13 protein-coding genes are annotated in these 15,716 nt (G+C 68.8%); 3 read left to right on the top strand and 10 right to left on the bottom strand.

Annotated elements, in window-relative coordinates; all coding sequences use genetic code 11:
* Nucleotides 1–252 precede the first annotated feature (252 nt).
* The 3 genes from M2163_RS35135 to M2163_RS35125 all read right to left on the bottom strand — a co-directional run bounded on the left by M2163_RS35135 (nucleotide 253) and on the right by M2163_RS35125 (nucleotide 2,381).
* Nucleotides 253–906, bottom strand: coding sequence for a hypothetical protein (locus M2163_RS35135; protein ID WP_280895971.1), 654 nt, complete (start codon nucleotides 904–906; stop codon nucleotides 253–255).
* A 67-nt stretch (nucleotides 907–973) separates the two neighbouring features.
* Complete coding sequence (locus M2163_RS35130) at nucleotides 974–1,675, bottom strand: ribonuclease HII (RefSeq protein ID WP_280848907.1); 702 nt, start codon at nucleotides 1,673–1,675, stop codon at nucleotides 974–976.
* A gap of 82 nt (nucleotides 1,676–1,757) precedes the next feature.
* The gene (locus M2163_RS35125) at nucleotides 1,758–2,381 is read right to left on the bottom strand and encodes a TetR/AcrR family transcriptional regulator (protein ID WP_280895970.1); all 624 of its coding nucleotides are present in this window, start codon (nucleotides 2,379–2,381) and stop codon (nucleotides 1,758–1,760) included.
* Between the two features lie 187 nt (nucleotides 2,382–2,568).
* On the opposite strand from M2163_RS35125, the gene M2163_RS35120 reads away from it, so the two are divergent.
* Entirely contained in the window at nucleotides 2,569–4,116 is a 1,548-nt protein-coding gene (locus M2163_RS35120; protein ID WP_280895969.1) for an MFS transporter, read from the top strand.
* A gap of 287 nt (nucleotides 4,117–4,403) precedes the next feature.
* On the opposite strand, the gene M2163_RS35115 is transcribed toward M2163_RS35120, so the two are convergent.
* From M2163_RS35115 to M2163_RS35105, 3 genes are all read right to left on the bottom strand, one after another.
* Nucleotides 4,404–5,306 (bottom strand): ADP-ribosylglycohydrolase family protein, encoded by a 903-nt coding sequence (locus M2163_RS35115; RefSeq protein ID WP_280895968.1) that lies wholly within the window; start codon nucleotides 5,304–5,306, stop codon nucleotides 4,404–4,406.
* 24 nt (nucleotides 5,307–5,330) lie between these two features.
* Nucleotides 5,331–5,990, bottom strand: a complete 660-nt coding sequence (locus M2163_RS35110; RefSeq protein WP_280848912.1) for a phosphoglycerate mutase family protein — start codon at nucleotides 5,988–5,990, stop codon at nucleotides 5,331–5,333.
* 119 nt (nucleotides 5,991–6,109) lie between these two features.
* Nucleotides 6,110–6,715 carry a YdbC family protein gene (locus tag M2163_RS35105; protein ID WP_280848913.1) on the bottom strand — a complete coding sequence of 202 codons (606 nt, stop codon included), beginning with the start codon at nucleotides 6,713–6,715 and terminating at the stop codon, nucleotides 6,110–6,112.
* Between the two features lie 149 nt (nucleotides 6,716–6,864).
* Between M2163_RS35105 and M2163_RS35100 the strand changes: the two genes are divergently transcribed.
* A complete protein-coding gene (locus M2163_RS35100; RefSeq protein ID WP_280895967.1) occupies nucleotides 6,865–7,389 on the top strand; it encodes a TerD family protein in 525 nt (174 codons plus the stop codon).
* 4 nt (nucleotides 7,390–7,393) lie between these two features.
* Here the strand turns inward: M2163_RS35100 and M2163_RS35095 are convergent, their stop codons facing one another.
* From M2163_RS35095 to nrdR, 3 genes are all read right to left on the bottom strand, one after another.
* Complete coding sequence (locus M2163_RS35095) at nucleotides 7,394–8,101, bottom strand: DUF6215 domain-containing protein (protein WP_280895966.1); 708 nt, start codon at nucleotides 8,099–8,101, stop codon at nucleotides 7,394–7,396.
* Nucleotides 8,102–8,243: 142 nt separating this feature from the next.
* Nucleotides 8,244–11,144 carry a vitamin B12-dependent ribonucleotide reductase gene (locus M2163_RS35090; protein WP_280895965.1) on the bottom strand — a complete coding sequence of 967 codons (2,901 nt, stop codon included), beginning with the start codon at nucleotides 11,142–11,144 and terminating at the stop codon, nucleotides 8,244–8,246.
* A 162-nt stretch (nucleotides 11,145–11,306) separates the two neighbouring features.
* Entirely contained in the window at nucleotides 11,307–11,885 is a 579-nt protein-coding gene (gene nrdR, locus M2163_RS35085) for a transcriptional regulator NrdR (RefSeq protein WP_280895964.1), read from the bottom strand.
* A 562-nt stretch (nucleotides 11,886–12,447) separates the two neighbouring features.
* Between nrdR and lexA the strand changes: the two genes are divergently transcribed.
* On the top strand, nucleotides 12,448–13,227 hold the full coding sequence (gene lexA / locus M2163_RS35080) for a transcriptional repressor LexA (RefSeq protein WP_280848918.1): 780 nt from the start codon (nucleotides 12,448–12,450) through the stop codon (nucleotides 13,225–13,227).
* A gap of 167 nt (nucleotides 13,228–13,394) precedes the next feature.
* Here lexA and M2163_RS35075 read toward each other — a convergent pair whose 3' ends face one another.
* On the bottom strand, nucleotides 13,395–15,413 hold the full coding sequence (locus M2163_RS35075; protein ID WP_280895963.1) for an ATP-dependent DNA helicase: 2,019 nt from the start codon (nucleotides 15,411–15,413) through the stop codon (nucleotides 13,395–13,397).
* Nucleotides 15,414–15,716 lie beyond the last annotated feature (303 nt).

The raw sequence follows: 15,716 nt of genomic DNA, 5'->3' as shown, positions 1-15,716 counted from the left end.
GATCACCGTTCTTCGGCCGTACGTCCGTGACGTACGGCCCTGCGTCCCTGCCGCCGGACCCACTCGCGCGACGTCGTGGCGCCCGGCCCTCGGTGTCATGGCGCCGAGCACACGTTTCCGGCACTGGCACGGCATACAGTCCGAGCCGGACATCCGGTGAGCCATGGGCACGCCGACTTACCCGCCGTGCAGGTGCCGCTCGAGCGGCACCTCGCCTCACCCCCCGTGTCCCTGCGGGGCACCGAAACCGGCTCAGACGCCTGCGCCCAGCACCGAGTTGATCTGCTGCGGGTCTCCGCAGACGATCAGCAGGGCACCGGCCCGGGAGTGGGCCAGCGGCAGGGCCTCGGTGACAGCGGCGGCGGAACCGCCGTTGACGGCGACCACGACCACCGGACGGGACGCAGCACGCGAGGCCGCGGAGGCGTCCGCGTAGAACACGTCGTCGCCGGCGTCGTGCTGGCCCCAGTAGGCCGCCTCGCCGAAGGACAGCTCATGGGCGGCCCACGGATGCTGTTCGCCGGTGGTGATCACCAGCACTTCACCGGGGGCACGGCCCGACTCCAGCAGGAGGTCCACGGCTTCCTCGGCAGCGTCGAGCGCACCGGCGGCCGAGGCCGGGATGAGCTGGATCTGCGGAGCCGCCGAAACCGAGGCAGGAGCGGGGGCCGGGGCGGGACGGGCAGCGGGACCCGGCACTGCGGGCTTGGCCACGGCCACGTCGTGCGGCGTCCGCTGCACCGGCGGCGCGGGCCGCAGGGGGCCGGGACGACCGGGACGCGGCGGAGCCACAGGGCGTGGACCGGGTACGGGACGGGGGGTCGGCGCGGTGCGGCCGCTGGCCGGAGTGGCGCGGGGACCCTGGGCACTCTCGTGAATCTGAGGCTCCTCGGGAATGAGAGGCATAGGCTGATTTTTATCAAACGTTGGTGCGGATCGCGCCAGCGGGTGGCACATCAGTGCGAGCGGATCGTCAGAAATCGAAGCCGAGCTGGCCCTCGATCTCCGGAACGCTTCCGTCCGCCCAGCTGCGGGCCTTCTTGAGGTGCCGCCACTGAGGCAGCGCATCAAGATACGCCCACGACAACCGGTGGTACGGGGTGGGGCCCCGAACTTCCAGCGCGGCCTTGTGCACGGGTGAGGGATACCCGGCGTTGGCCGCGAAACCGAAGTCTGCATGGTCGATACCCAGTTCGGCCATCATTTTGTCGCGCTGAACCTTGGCGATCACCGAGGCCGCGGCGACAGCCACACAGGACTGGTCGCCCTTGATCACGGTCCGGACCTTCCAGGGCGTCCCGAGATAGTCGTGCTTCCCGTCGAGGATCACCGCGTCCGGCCGGACCGGGAGAGCCTCCAGGGCTCGCACGGCGGCGGTCCGCAGGGCGGCTGTCATCCCCATGTGGTCGATCTCTTCCGGAGACGCGTGTCCCAGGGCGTACGACGTCACCCATGTCCGCAGTTCCTCTGCGAGTTCGGTGCGACGTTTGACGCTGAGCAGCTTGGAGTCGGTGAGGCCTTGGGGCGGTCGGCGCAGGCCGGTGACCGCCGCGCAGACGGTGACGGGGCCGGCCCAGGCACCTCGCCCCACCTCGTCGACACCGGCGATGATCTTCGCTCCGGTCGTGGCACGAAGTGAGCGCTCGACGGTATGAGTAGGCGGTTCGTACGGCATGGCGCCCTTAGCGTACGCCGCTCGGATCACCCTGCGACACCCCGGTTTCCCCGGACGGTGCCGGGACCCTCACGAAGAGCGCTCAACGTCCGCTCGACCGCAGCAGCGGCAGCACGTACTGGTCGATCATCTCTTCGAGATCGTCGTCGCCCCATTCGCTACCGCGCATCTTGGAGCGGTACATCATCATGGCGGGGATGGCGTCGAAGACGTAGTCGTTCGCCGCATCAGGGCGCACCTCTCCCCGCTCTATTCCGCGGGTGATGATCTCGCGAAGCAGCTTGATGCTCGGCTCCACGACTCCGTTGAAGATCACGGCATGGAAGCGCTCGGCCTGAGCCTGATCGCATTCGTGAATGACAGAGCGCAGAGCGAGTCCGGGGCGCGAGAACATCGCCTCCCGCGCCTGACGGCACAGCTGGAGCAGGTCCTCGCGCACCCCGCCGAGGTCGGGCGCCTCGGCGAAAGGCGGCAGTCCGGCCCGGAGGGCGTCCGCGACGAGGTCCTCCTTGGACGGCCAGCGGCGATACACGGCGGCCTTGCCGGTCTGGGCTCCGGCGGCGACGCCTTCCATGGTGAGGCCGTTCCAGCCGACCGTACTGAGCTGTTCCAGCGCGGCGTCGAGAATCGCACGCTCCAGCACGGCGCCGCGCCGACGGAGGGAGGCCGTCTGAGCGGGGGCGGCCGTCCAGCGCGAGGTAACCATCTGAGTGTCTCCAGCGAACAGTGGAAGCGGGTTTCCGGGGAGGGGCGGGACAGCGCGCGGCGGCATAGGGGGATACGCCACGCGCCAACAAACTTAAGTGAACGCTTGCGTTCACTACTGGGGACTCACTACCGTTGACGCGACAGTGAACGCGACCGTTCACTAAGCCGCTTGTGGGGGACCCATAGTGACTACCTCTCAGTTGATCGATGATCAGAAACCAGGCGCTGCACGCCGGGCAGGGCGACCCGGCATCGCGCTCGCCGTCATCGCGGCCTGCCAACTCATGGTCGTACTCGACGCGACGATTGTGAACATCGCGCTGCCGCACATTCAAGACGCTCTCGAGTTCAGCACCACCGACCTCACATGGGTCGTCAGCGCCTACACGCTCACCTTCGGCGGCCTGCTGCTCCTGGGCGGCCGGGCGGGTGACATCCTCGGGCGCCGCAGGGTCTTCATGACCGGCATCCTGCTGTTCACCTTCGCCTCGCTGCTGGGCGGTCTGGCCCAGGAGCCCTGGCAGCTGCTGGCAGCCCGCGTCCTGCAGGGTGTGGGTGGCGCAATCGCCTCGCCGACCTCGCTGGCGCTGATCACCACCACGTTCCCCGAAGGGCCCGAGCGGAACAGGGCCTTCGGCGTCTTCGCCGCCGTCTCCGCGGGCGGTGGCGCCATAGGCCTGCTCGCGGGAGGCATGCTCACCGAGTGGCTCGACTGGCGCTGGGTGCTCTTCGTCAACGTGCCGATCGGCGTGCTGATCGCCGTCCTCACGCCGCTGTACATCAGCGAGTCCGAACGGCACAGCGGCCGCTTCGACATCGCGGGCGCCCTGACCTCCACGGGAGGTATGGCCCTGCTGGTCTACGGCTTCATCCGTGCCGCGGACGAGGGCTGGCGCGACAGTCTGACCCTCGGGTCCTTCGGTACGGCCGTGGTCCTCCTGCTCGCCTTCGCCTTCATCGAGTCGCGCGCCAAGGAGCCGATCACCCCCCTGCGCATGTTCGCCGACCGCAACCGCTCGGGCACTTACGTGATCATGCTGAGTCTCGCCGCCGCGATGTTCGGCATGTTCTTCTACATCGTCCTCTTCGTCCAGAACGTCCTGGACTACACCCCGATCGAGGCCGGTCTCGCCTTCCTGCCCGTGACGGTCGTCATCGCGCTGGGCGCGGGCCTGTCGCAGCGGTTCCTGCCGGTCCTCGGCCCGAAGCCGTTCATGCTCACGGGCTCGGCGCTCGCCGTGACCGGACTCGCCTGGCAGGCCCTCATCAGCTCCGACAGCTCCTACGTCGGTGGGGTGCTCGGCCCCATGCTGATCTTCGGCTTCGGCATGGGCCTGAACTTCGTGACGCTGACGATCACCGCGGTCTCCGGTGTCGCCCAGCACGAGGCCGGCGCGGCCTCCGGGCTGCTCAACACCACACAGCAGGTGGGTGGTTCGCTCGGTCTGTCCATCCTGACGACCGTGTTCGGGTCGGCCAGCAAGGACGAGGCGGAGAAGCAACTGCCGCACTTCATGGCCGACGGTTCGGCAGAGCAAAAGGCGGAGTTCGCCAAAACGCACCAGTTGCCCGCCCCGTGGGGTCACGAGGTACTCGCCCAGGGCATCTCGTCGGGCTTCGTGGCGGCCGCCTCGATGGCCGTACTCGCCCTCGTCAGCGCCTGGTTGGTGATCAAGGTCCGCAAGAGCGACCTGGAGGCGCTCGCCGGCACGGCGGGACCGGGGCTCGGCTGACGGGGCCGGGCTCCCGACGAGCCGCGGATGGCCGGGCCGAGTCCAGGGGACCGACGGCGAGGACGACAGTCCGGCCATCCGCACCGGAAGAACCACGTACAGCCGAGCGAACAGCAGCAGCCACCCCATCACCGCACCCCGCCCCTCTCGCACCCCGTGCGCGCGCCGACCCGTTCGTCGCAGAGCGACTGCCACAGCGACTGTCATGACAACGAGCGTCCGATTACGCAGAGTTCCCAGCGGGCACGGAGAGTTTCGGCGATGTGACGGTGACGGATGCCGGGCTTCTACTCCGTCCGCAACCACTCCGGAAACGCCTCGGTCCGTCGCACCCACTCGGCGGGCGGCGCCCCGGCCTTCCCCGACGCGATCACGCCCCCCACGATGGCGCAGGTCGTGTCCACGTCACCACCGACCTGGGCCGTCGTCCAGAACGCCTCTTCGTAGTCGCCCAGGGACCTGGCGGCGGACCAGAGGGCGAACGGCACGGTGTCATGAGCCGTCGTACGCCGCCCACAGCCCAGCACGGCCGCGACGGTGGAGGCGTCGCCGTAGTCGAGCATGTCGCGGGCCCGCCGCAGGCCCGCGCCGACGGCACTCTTCGGAACGAGCGCGATGACGCCGTCCAGCAGCGCCCCGGGGCTGGGCGGTCCGCCGGGGGCGGCGGCCAGCGCGGCGGCCGCGGCAACGGCCATGGCGCCGACGACGGCCTCGCGGTGCTGATGCGTGGGGTACGCCGAGATCTCCGCCTGGTGGGTCGCCTGCTCCGGATCGTCCGCGTAGAAGGCGCCGAGGGGCGGGATGCGCATCGCGGCGCCGTTGCCCCAGGACCCCTGCCCGTTGAAGAGGGCCGCCGCGAGCTCACGCCAGTCGCCGCCCTCGCGGACCAGCCGCAGCAGTCGGTTGACGGCGGGCCCGTAACCGCGGTCGAAGTCGTGGTGCTCGGCGAAGGACCGGGCCAGGGCGTCCTGGTCGACCCGGTGGTGGGCGGCCAGGACGGCCACCACCGAGCAGGCCATCTCGGTGTCGTCGGTCCACTGCCAGGGGCCGGACGGCAGCTCGCGGTTCTTCAGCAAGGGGTAGTTCACCGGCACGAAGAACTGCGAACCCAGTGCGTCTCCCACGGCCAGGCCACGCAGACTGGCCAGGGCGCGCTGCAGGCGGTCGTCGGGTGCGGAGTCAGCGGTCATCGGTCTGCCACTCTAATCGGTGATCTAATCGGTGATCCCGTACGGCTCCGGCTCCCGCCAGCGCTTGAAGGGCCGGTCAAGCGCGTATTTGCCGTCGTCCCCGAGAACGAGCATCCGCATCTCGGCGTTCCCCGGATTCGACAGCGACTCGAATTCGGCGACCGTCCAGTGGAACCAGCGCATGCAGAACAGCCGCATGGCCAGGCCGTGCGTCACGATGAGGACGTTCGGCGGGTGGTCGGGCGCCTCGAAGCTGCGGAACAGGCTCTCCAGGAAGCCACCGACCCGGTCGTACACGTCGGCCCCGGACTCGCCCTGGGCGAACCGGTAGAAGAAGTGCCCGTAGGCGTCCCGGTACGCCTTCTGGAGCCGTACGTCGTCCCGGTCCTGCCAGTTCCCCCAGTCCTGCTCCCGCAGCCGGGGCTCCTCACGCATTCGTATGAGCTCGGGGTCCAGGTGGAAGGCCCGGAGCGTCTCGTGGGTACGGCGGTACGGGGAGACGTACACGCTGACACGCTCACGACCGAAGATCTCACGCAGCCGTTTGCCGGTCTCCTCTGCCTGCCGCCAGCCCTGCTCCGTCAGGGCCAGGGCGTGGTCGGGCTCGCGCTCATACACGGTGTCATCAACATTGCCCGTTGACTCCCCGTGCCGGACAAGGACGATTCGCCGTGGTCGTGCCATGCCAAGACCCTAGATCGGGTCGGGGCGGATCGAGCACTCGTACGGCCTCCATACGGCGTAGGTCACACATTTCCCGCACCATCGGCCACCCAGAGGCGCACGTCCGGTCGGTCCGGATGTCAAACGGTCCAGGCCGGTTCGAGGTCCAGGATGTCGCCCGTGAGGGCGGCGACATCCGCTTCGGTCTGCGCCCGGAGCGCGAGCCGTTCCACACGCTCGCTGCGGTACTTGCCGTGCTCCGCGGCCGACCGCCACATCGAGAGCACCAGGAACTCGTTCCCCGGGGCTTCACCGAAAAGGCCGCGGATCATGCCGGGTGAGCCGGCCATCGCCGGGTTCCAGACCTTCTCCTGCATCAGGGTGAAGTGCTCCGCGCGCTCCTCATGGACGCGGCAGTGGGCGAACCGCACCAGGTCGGCGTCGGTGAAGCGGGGCTCGAAGCCCGTCTTCACGTCGAAGCGGTGGTCGAAGAGTTTGACCTGGATGTCCTTGAACGTGCCTGACTGGGCCGCCGCAAGCCGGTCATGGGAACGCGCCATGAAGGAGTCGTAGAAGGAACGGCTCTCCCAGAAGGAGAAGATGTGCGCCACACCCTGCCGCCCCCGGCTCCAGCCTCCGCCCTGTCCCCGAAACCCCGGCTCTCCCAGAAGCCCCGCCCACTTTCGCTGCCCCCGCTCGAAGCCGCGGCGGTCCACCACGGTGCAGCGAATCCACTTGACCAGCACCGCGCCATGGTAAGGCCAGGGAGCGTGGCGCCGGTCACGCTCGGCGGCAGAGGTGACCCCCGAGTGACACACGCGCGTGGCAGGATGGACAACCGGTCTTGCCCGACCGGCAGTTCGGGCCGTGGACACAGGGGGAAGGGGAAAATCTGGTGAGCGGCATCAACAAGGGGATCCGCAAGGTCGAAGTCGCGCTCAAGTGGGATCCCAGTCCGGCGGGGCAGTCGCCCACCGACCTGGACATCGTCGCCGCGACCTACGTGGCGGGCGATCCGTACGGCGATCCCGCCTATGTGGTGCACTTCGACAGCCGCTCCCCCGACGGCACCATCTATCTCAACCGGGACAGCAAGGACGGCAAGGGCTTCGGCTGGGACGAGGTCATGACCCTCGAACTCGACCGGCTGGACGCCCGGTACACGCGCGTGGTCGTCGGCGCCGTCATCCAGCAGCGCTCCGCGCACCGCACCTTCGTCGGGGTGGTCAACCCGGGCCTGCGCATACGAGAGGGCTACACGGTCCTGGCCGAGGACGACTTCGGCGGCGTCCTCGGCGCCACGGCCGCGAAGGTCGCGGAGTTCGTGCGCCAGGAAGACGGCACCTGGGACTTCCACCCGGGGATCAGCGGCTTCGAGGAGGACCCCGCGACGTTCACCCGGAGCATGGGCCGGGCGTGACGTGTCAGCCGGCGGTCCAGCCCGGGACCGTCGGCAGCACCGTCTCGGCGACGCGGAACAACGCGAAGTCGTCGGGCGGGACGTCGTCCTGACGCCATATCGAGATCTCGTAGAAGCCGCCGCCGTCCTCGGTGTCCTTGGCGACCACCAGGCTGCGGGCGATGCCGCCGGGGCCGGTGTCGACCTTGCCGCCGCCGAGGTTGAACTTGAGGGCGACGGTCCGGTTCGAGTAGAGGACCGCGGGGTGCCCGCCGACTGTCCTGTTCTGTGCCGAACTGCCCAGGAACCCGGCCATCTCGGCCACCGGGACGTCGTCGCCGGACGCGGAGAGCTGCACCGTGTAGGTGGACAGCTGGACCTCCGCCTCGGGCGTGACGGTCCTGGTGCCGTCGGCCCAGTCGCCCACGCTCTCGTTGCCGCTGGCGTTCATCGCGTACTCGGTCGGCGTACCCAGCAGGGTCGGCAGGTCGGCACGGTTCAGCGCCGTGCACAACTGAACACCTGAGACGGGCTTCGACGGCCGGGCGTCTCCCGACCTATGGCACTCGGCCGGCTCGGGGTCACCGGACTTCTGCTGAAAGGTCCCTGACAACACAAGAGCGGCGAGCCCCCCGACCACCACCAGTGCCGCCAGGGCCTGTCCCCACTCGTTCGGCGCCTTCTCGGGCTGTCTCACGCCCTGCGCCGCATCGGCGGTCTGCTGCTCAGCCATGTTCCCCGTGTCCCCCACCCTGCTGTTCGCGCCGGTCGTGCGCTGGGGGAGCCTAACGTGTGATCGTCACGTGGAGAAACGGAAAAGACCGAGGGCGGTGCAGTCGATGTCCGACTGCACCGCCCTGGACGGCCGACTCAGATCAGCTGCAGCCGCTGGTCGAACCGCAGCCCTCGCAGATGTAGCAGGAACCGGCCCGCTGCATCTTCGTACCGCAGGAGAAGCACAGCGGGGCGTCCGCCTGGATGCCCAGCTGCATCTCCACCAGTTCGGCGCTGGTGTGGGCCTGCTGCGGGGCGGGCTTGGCCGCCTCGACCTCGGCCTTGGGCGTGGCGACCGCCTTCAGCTCCTGGGCGCGCGGTGCCGACTGGGCCAGCCCCTCGACGTCGACCTCCTCCTCGGTCGGCTCGTAGGAGCCGGTCTCGAGGTGGCGCTGACGCTCCTCGGCGGAGTGGATGCCGAGCGCGGAGCGGGTCTCGAAGGGCAGGAAGTCGAGCGCCAGGCGGCGGAAGATGTAGTCGACGATCGACTGCGCCATCCGCACGTCCGGGTCGTCCGTCATGCCGGCCGGCTCGAAGCGCATGTTGGTGAACTTCGAGACGTACGTCTCCAGCGGCACGCCGTACTGGAGGCCGACGGAGACCGCGATGGAGAACGCGTCCATCATGCCCGCGAGGGTGGAGCCCTGCTTGGACATCTTCAGGAAGACCTCGCCGAGACCGTCGTCCGGGTAGGAGTTGGCGGTCATGTACCCCTCGGCGCCACCGACCGTGAAGGACGTCGTGATGCCGGGACGGCCCTTGGGCAGGCGCTTGCGGACCGGGCGGTACTCGATGACCTTCTCGACGGCCTCGCGGATGGTCGCCTCGGTCTTCTCAGTGACCTCGGCCTTCTCCTTCTCCTTGGTCTTCGCGGAGAGGGGCTGGCCGACCTTGCAGTTGTCGCGGTAGATGGCGAGCGCCTTGACGCCCATCTTCCAGGCCTCGAAGTAGATCTCCTCGACCTCCTCGACGGTCGCCGACTCCGGCATGTTGACCGTCTTGGACAGGGCGCCGGAGATCCACGGCTGGATCGCGGCCATCATGCGGACGTGGCCCATCGCAGAGATGGAGCGCTCGCCCATGGCGCAGTCGAACACCTCGTAGTGCTCGTGCTTGAGGCCGGGGGCGTCGATCACATTGCCGTGCTCGGCGATGTGGGCGACGATCGCCTCGATCTGCTCCTCCTGGTAGCCCAGGCGGCGCAGGGCCTGCGGGACGGTGCCGTTGACGATCTGCATCGAGCCGCCGCCGACCAGCTTCTTGAACTTGACCAGAGCGAGGTCGGGCTCAAGGCCGGTGGTGTCGCAGGACATCGCCAGACCGATGGTGCCGGTCGGGGCGATGACGGACGCCTGGGAGTTACGGAAACCGTTCTTCTCACCGAGACGCAGCACGTCCTGCCAGGCCTCCGTGGCGGCGGCCCAGATCGGCGTGTCCAGGTCGTCCATGCGGACGGCCTTGGTGTTCTCGTCGGAGTGCTGCTTCATGACCCGCAGGTGCGGCTGCGCGTTGCGGGCGTAGCCGTCGTACGGGCCGACGACCGCGGCGAGTTCGGCGGAACGCTTGTACGACGTACCGGTCATCAGGGAGGTGATGGCCCCGGCGAGGGCGCGGCCGCCGTCGGAGTCGTAGGCGTGGCCGGTCGCCATCAGCAGGGCGCCGAGGTTGGCGTAGCCGATGCCGAGCTGGCGGAACGCGCGCGTGTTCTCGCCGATCTTCTGGGTCGGGAAGTCCGCGAAGCAGATGGAGATGTCCATCGCGGTGATGACGAGCTCGACGACCTTGGCGAAGCGCTCGACCTCGAAGGACTGGTTGCCCTTGCCGTCGTCCTTCAGGAACTTCATCAGGTTCAGCGAGGCGAGGTTGCAGGACGTGTTGTCCAGGTGCATGTACTCGCTGCAGGGGTTCGAGCCGTTGATCCGGCCGGACTCCGGGCACGTGTGCCAGTGGTTGATGGTGTCGTCGTACTGGATGCCCGGGTCGGCACAGGCCCACGCGGCCTCGGCCATCTTGCGGAACAGCGCCTTGGCGTCGACCTCTTCGATGACCTCGCCGGTCATGCGGGACGTCAGACCGAACTTGCCGCCCTGCTCGACGGCCTTCATGAACCGGTCGTTCACGCGGACCGAGTTGTTGGCGTTCTGGTACTGGACGGAGGTGATGTCGTCGCCGCCCAGGTCCATGTCGAAGCCCGCGTCACGCAGGGCGCGGATCTTCTCCTCCTCCTTCACCTTGGTCTCGATGAAGTCCTCGATGTCGGGGTGGTCGACGTCCAGGATGACCATCTTGGCGGCGCGACGCGTGGCGCCGCCCGACTTGATCGTTCCTGCGGAGGCGTCGGCACCGCGCATGAAGGAGACGGGACCCGAGGCGTTGCCGCCCGAGGACAGCAGTTCCTTGGAGGAGCGGATGCGGGAGAGGTTCAGGCCGGCGCCGGAGCCGCCCTTGAAGATCATGCCCTCTTCCTTGTACCAGTCGAGGATCGACTCCATGGAGTCGTCGACGGACAGGATGAAGCAGGCCGAGACCTGCTGCGGCTGGGGCGTGCCGACGTTGAACCACACAGGGCTGTTGAAGCTGAAGATCTGGTGCAGGAGGGCGTACGCCAGCTCGTGCTCGAAGATCTCCGCATCGGCGGGCGAAGCGAAGTACTTGTAGTCCTCGCCGGCCTTCCGGTACGTCTTCACGATGCGGTCGATGAGCTGCTTGAGGCTCACCTCGCGCTGGGGGGTGCCGACAGCACCGCGGAAGTACTTGCTGGTGACGATGTTGACCGCATTCACCGACCAGAAGTCGGGGAACTCGACGCCACGCTGCTCGAAGTTGACCGAGCCGTCGCGCCAGTTGGTCATGACGACGTCACGGCGCTCCCAGGCCACCTCGTCGTACGGGTGCACGCCGGGGGTGGTGTGGATCCGCTCGATACGCAGGCCCTTGTTCGCAGCCGCCTTGGTGCCCTTGGCGCGGGAACTCCGTGCCGGACCGCTCGCCGTCTCTGTCATGCCGCCTCCCTGTACGGGCGAAAACGCCCTGAAGTGCCCCGTTGTTCCCGTGGCACGTTGTTCTGTCTGGTATTGCGGGCACCCACTCGCTACCGCCCGCAACAGGTCCTGGTTCGCCGCCGTCCGGCCGGCCCGGGGTGCTGGCCCGGTCCGGCCCGCCGATCAGTCGGCGGCGCGGGCGGGCTCGGGGACCTGAGCAGTCCCCCCGGGCCCGCGATCGTCTTCCTGGCTCCCCGCGACGGCCTCGTCGGCGCCCACAGCCTCTGCGCGGTCCTCGTCGTCCGCGGCGGGGGGTCCCGTGTCTTCCCTCAGTTCCGCGATCGCGGCCTCGAAGTCCTCGAGCGAGTCGAACGCCCGGTAGACGGAGGCGAATCGCAGATACGCGACGAGATCGAGCTCCTGCAACGGACCGAGTATGGCCAGCCCCACGTCATGGGTGGTCAACTCGGCGCTCCCGGTGGCCCGCACCGCCTCCTCGACCCGTTGGCCGAGCTGGGCGAGCGCGTCCTCGGTGACAGGCCGTCCCTGGCACGCCTTGCGCACGCCGTTGATGACCTTGGTACGGCTGAAAGGCTCGGTGACTCCGGACCGCTTGACCACCATCAGCGAGCACGTCTCCACGGTCGTGAAACGACGGGAGCAGTCCGGACACTGGCGGCGCCTGCGGATCGACGTGCCGTCGTCGGTCGTACGACTGTCGACGACGCGGCTGTCGGGGTGCCTGCAGAAGGGGCAGTGCATGAACTCCCAACCCTCCTCACAGCAGACTCAATAGCCTCGCTGAGCCCCATGGGCCCCTCGAAGCAGCCCCAAGCATAGGCGATCGCGGCGGGCGTGGAGACCCGGGGGACCACAACTTCTGGGCTGCTGTAGCAATCCAAGCACTACATGTAGGGATTGGCACGGCATACACGCCGTACACGCGCGTCGCGCCTGTATGGGCATGTGCCGTACGGCCGTCCCTGCGCCCGGCGAACACGACGCACAGGCGTATCGCTGCGGCGCATGCGGAGATACCGTGGGCGCCACAAGGAGGGGACGTGGGATTCCCGCACAGATGGGAGCCGGTACCCGGCCTGCACGGCCCTGGATGGCAGACTGGGGCGACGACCCACGAGGTCGCCATCCGGCGGTGAAGAGTACAGCAATGTGCCCTTTTGTTCGGCAGGCGGCGCGTTAGCCATACACCCAGACACATGATCGCGTCAGGCGCTTCGCGATTTTTCACTCGAACGTGTGTTTGGCGCAACCTTTCGAAAGCAACTACCGTTGTCCAGCAGGGAGACCATCGAGAGGGGCCGACGTGACCACGACCGCAGACAGTGCCACCATCACTGCCCAGGACCGTTCCCAGGGCCGACTCGAGCCGGTGCATGCGATGAACGAAGCCGTGAATCCCGAGGGGCACAAGCGCTCCCTGCCGGGCCGACCTCCAGGCATCCGGGCCGACAGCTCGGGACTCACCGACAGGCAGCGCCGGGTGATCGAGGTCATCAGGGATTCCGTCCAGCGGCGCGGCTACCCGCCATCGATGCGGGAGATCGGCCAGGCGGTCGGTCTGTCCAGCACCTCGTCCGTCGCACACCAGCTGATGGCACTGGAGCGCAAGGGCTTCCTGCGCCGTGATCCGCACCGCCCGCGCGCGTACGAGGTGCGCGGCTCCGACCAGGGCACCTCGGTGCAGCCCACGGACACCGCGGGCAAGCCCGCCGCGTCGTACGTCCCCCTGGTGGGCCGGATCGCCGCCGGTGGTCCGATCCTCGCCGAGGAATCCGTCGAGGACGTATTCCCCCTGCCCCGCCAGCTCGTCGGTGACGGTGAGCTGTTCGTGCTGAAGGTCGTCGGCGACTCGATGATCGAGGCCGCGATCTGCGACGGCGACTGGGTCACCGTGCGCCGCCAGCCCGTCGCCGAGAACGGCGACATCGTGGCCGCCATGCTCGACGGCGAAGCCACCGTCAAGCGCTTCAAGCGCGAGGACGGCCATGTCTGGCTGCTTCCCCACAACTCCGCGTACGAGCCGATCCCGGGCGACGACGCGACCATCCTCGGCAAGGTAGTCGCGGTTCTGCGGCGCGTCTGAGCGCCGCGGCCGACCTTGCCGCCCAGACCGGGCCCCGGAACCCCTGCGCCGGTTCCGGGGCCCTGTGCTGTCCACGCCTGGGACACGTCGGCGCACTGTTCAACGTCGGCGACTCGCCGCCCACCTTCTGTTGGCCCGACCCTGCACCGAGTCAGGCCAACAGGCGTTCACCCGATCTCCGCCTGAGCCTTCTCGGCTTCGGCGGCGAGCTCCGCCGCTTCCGTGGCCTTCGCCGCCGCGTCGATCGCCGCCAGCGACTTGCGGACCTGGTTACGGTCCGTGGTGTACCAGAAGTCGGGAAGTGACGCCTTGAGATAGCTGCCGTACCGCGCCGTCGCCAGCCGCTGATCCAGTACGGCGACCACGCCACGGTCCCCCGAGGCCCGTACGAGGCGTCCTGCGCCCTGGGCCATGAGCAGCGCGGCGTGCGTGGCCGCGACCGCCATGAAGCCGTTGCCCCCCGCGTCCTCGACCGCCTTCTGGCGGGCGCTCATCAGGGGGTCGTCGGGGCGCGGGAAGGGGATCTTGTCCATGACCACCAGCTGACAGCTCGGGCCGGGCACGTCGACGCCCTGCCAGAGAGACAGCGTGCCGAAGAGGCAGGTCTTCGGGTCGGCCGCGAAGTTCTTGATCAGTTCGCCGAGGGTCTCCTCGCCCTGGAGGAGGATCGGGAACTCGGGGATGCGGGAGCGCAGTTCCTCCGCGGCGAGCTGGGCCGCCCTCATCGACGAGAAGAGCCCCAGGGTGCGGCCGCCGGCCGCCTGGATGAGCTCCGTCAGCTCGTCGAGCATGTCGACTCGGTCACCGTCCCGCGCGGGACGCGCAAGGTGCTTGGCGACATAGAGGATGCCCTGCCTGGGGTAGTCGAAGGGCGAACCGACGTCGATCCCCTTCCACCTCGGCAGGTCATCACCCTCTGCTCCCTCCGGAGCGAGCCCCAGAGACGCTCCTACGCCGTTGAAGTCGCCGCCCAGCTTCAGGGTCGCCGAGGTCAGGACCACGGAGCGGTCCGCGAACAGCTTCTCCCTCAGCAGGCCCGACACCGACATGGGAGCCACGCGCAGGGAGGCGCCGAAGCGGTCGTGACGCTCGTACCAGACGACGTCCCACTCCGAGCCGTTCGTGATCCGCTCCGCCACGTCGTGCACCGACTCCACGGAGGCGAGCGCCTGCTTGCGGACCGCGTCCTCGTCCTGGACCGACTTGTCGCGCGTCGCGCCGATCGCGGAGATGACCGTACGGGCGGCGTCGCGCAGGGCCATCAGCGCGTAGCCGAGGTCCTCCGGGATCTCCTCCAGGCGGCCGGGCAGGGCGAGCTCCATCAGCCGCTCGAAGCCCTCGGCCGCGGTCTGGAGCTGGTCGGCCGCCTTCTCGTTGACGAGCTTCGCGGAACGGCGCACCGCGCGGTTGACCTGGCCGGGGGTGAGCTCGCCGGTGGCGACGCCGGTGACCCGGGAGACGAGCTCATGCGCCTCGTCGACGATCAGGACCTCGTGCTGGGGAAGCACGGGGGCGCCTTCGATCGCATCGATCGCGAGCAGCGCGTGATTGGTGACGACGACCTCGGCGAGCTTGGCGCGCTCACGGGCCATCTCGGCGAAGCACTCGGCGCCATAAGCACACTTCGTCGCTCCCAGGCACTCGCGGGAGGACACGGAGATCTGCGCCCAGGCACGGTCGGAGACACCCGGCGTGAGGTCGTCACGGTCACCGGTCTCGGTGTCCTGCGACCAGTCCCGCAGCCGGATCAGGTCCTGGCCCAGCTTGCTGGTGGGCGCGGCGGCCTCGAACTGATCGAAGAGGCCCTCCTCCTCGTCCTGCGGGACACCCTCGTGGAGGCGGTGCAGACACAGATAGTTCGACCGGCCCTTGAGCATCGCGAACTCCGGGCGGCGGCGCAGCAGGGGGTGCAGCGCATCGACCGTGCGCGGCAGGTCGCGCTCGACGAGCTGTCTCTGCAGGGCCAGGGTGGCCGTGGCGACGACGACCCGCTCCCCGTGTGCGAGCGCGGGCACGAGATAGCCCAGCGACTTTCCGGTACCGGTGCCGGCCTGCACCAGCAGGTGGGAACCGTCGTCGATCGCTTCCGCGACGGATTCGGCCATGGTCACCTGGCCGGGGCGCTCCGTACCGCCGACGGCAGTGACGGCAGCATGCAGGAGTTCGGGGAGTGAGGGCTTCGTCATAGCGCGACCACCCTACGACCCGGGACTGACAAAGGGGTGATCAAGGCGGTGACGAAGGGCGGGATCAAGACCTGGGGCTCCTCGGAGAAGCAACGGATGGAGATCGGATCGGCTCCAGCCGGTTCGGAATCGACCGGGGCTCGTCTGGTCGGGACCGGCTGGGGGCTGGTCGCGGATGTCTGGTGACTGATCGGGACTGGCCGGGGCTGATCGAGACGACTTCGATACGACGGCGGCGGCCGATACCGATCGTCACCCCGTGGAGTGGTGGGGCGGGTGGTGGGGGGCGGCGGTCGTGTGGTC

Source organism: Streptomyces sp. SAI-135 (assembly GCF_029893805.1).
Lineage (GTDB): Bacteria > Actinomycetota > Actinomycetes > Streptomycetales > Streptomycetaceae > Streptomyces.
Note: the sequence above shows the minus strand (reverse complement) of the source record. Positions and strands in the feature narration are given on the sequence as shown.

Coding starts and splice junctions, on each gene's coding strand:
- M2163_RS35130 (WP_280848907.1), bottom strand. CDS start 1,675: ATGCCGTACGAACCGCCTACTCATACCGTCGAGCGCTCACTTCGTGCC.
- M2163_RS35110 (WP_280848912.1), bottom strand. CDS start 5,990: ATGGCACGACCACGGCGAATCGTCCTTGTCCGGCACGGGGAGTCAACG.
- M2163_RS35090 (WP_280895965.1), bottom strand. CDS start 11,144: ATGACAGAGACGGCGAGCGGTCCGGCACGGAGTTCCCGCGCCAAGGGC.
- M2163_RS35115 (WP_280895968.1), bottom strand. CDS start 5,306: ATGACCGCTGACTCCGCACCCGACGACCGCCTGCAGCGCGCCCTGGCC.
- M2163_RS35075 (WP_280895963.1), bottom strand. CDS start 15,413: ATGACGAAGCCCTCACTCCCCGAACTCCTGCATGCTGCCGTCACTGCC.
- M2163_RS35125 (WP_280895970.1), bottom strand. CDS start 2,381: ATGGTTACCTCGCGCTGGACGGCCGCCCCCGCTCAGACGGCCTCCCTC.
- nrdR (WP_280895964.1), bottom strand. CDS start 11,885: ATGCACTGCCCCTTCTGCAGGCACCCCGACAGCCGCGTCGTCGACAGT.
- M2163_RS35095 (WP_280895966.1), bottom strand. CDS start 8,101: ATGGCTGAGCAGCAGACCGCCGATGCGGCGCAGGGCGTGAGACAGCCC.
- M2163_RS35135 (WP_280895971.1), bottom strand. CDS start 906: ATGCCTCTCATTCCCGAGGAGCCTCAGATTCACGAGAGTGCCCAGGGT.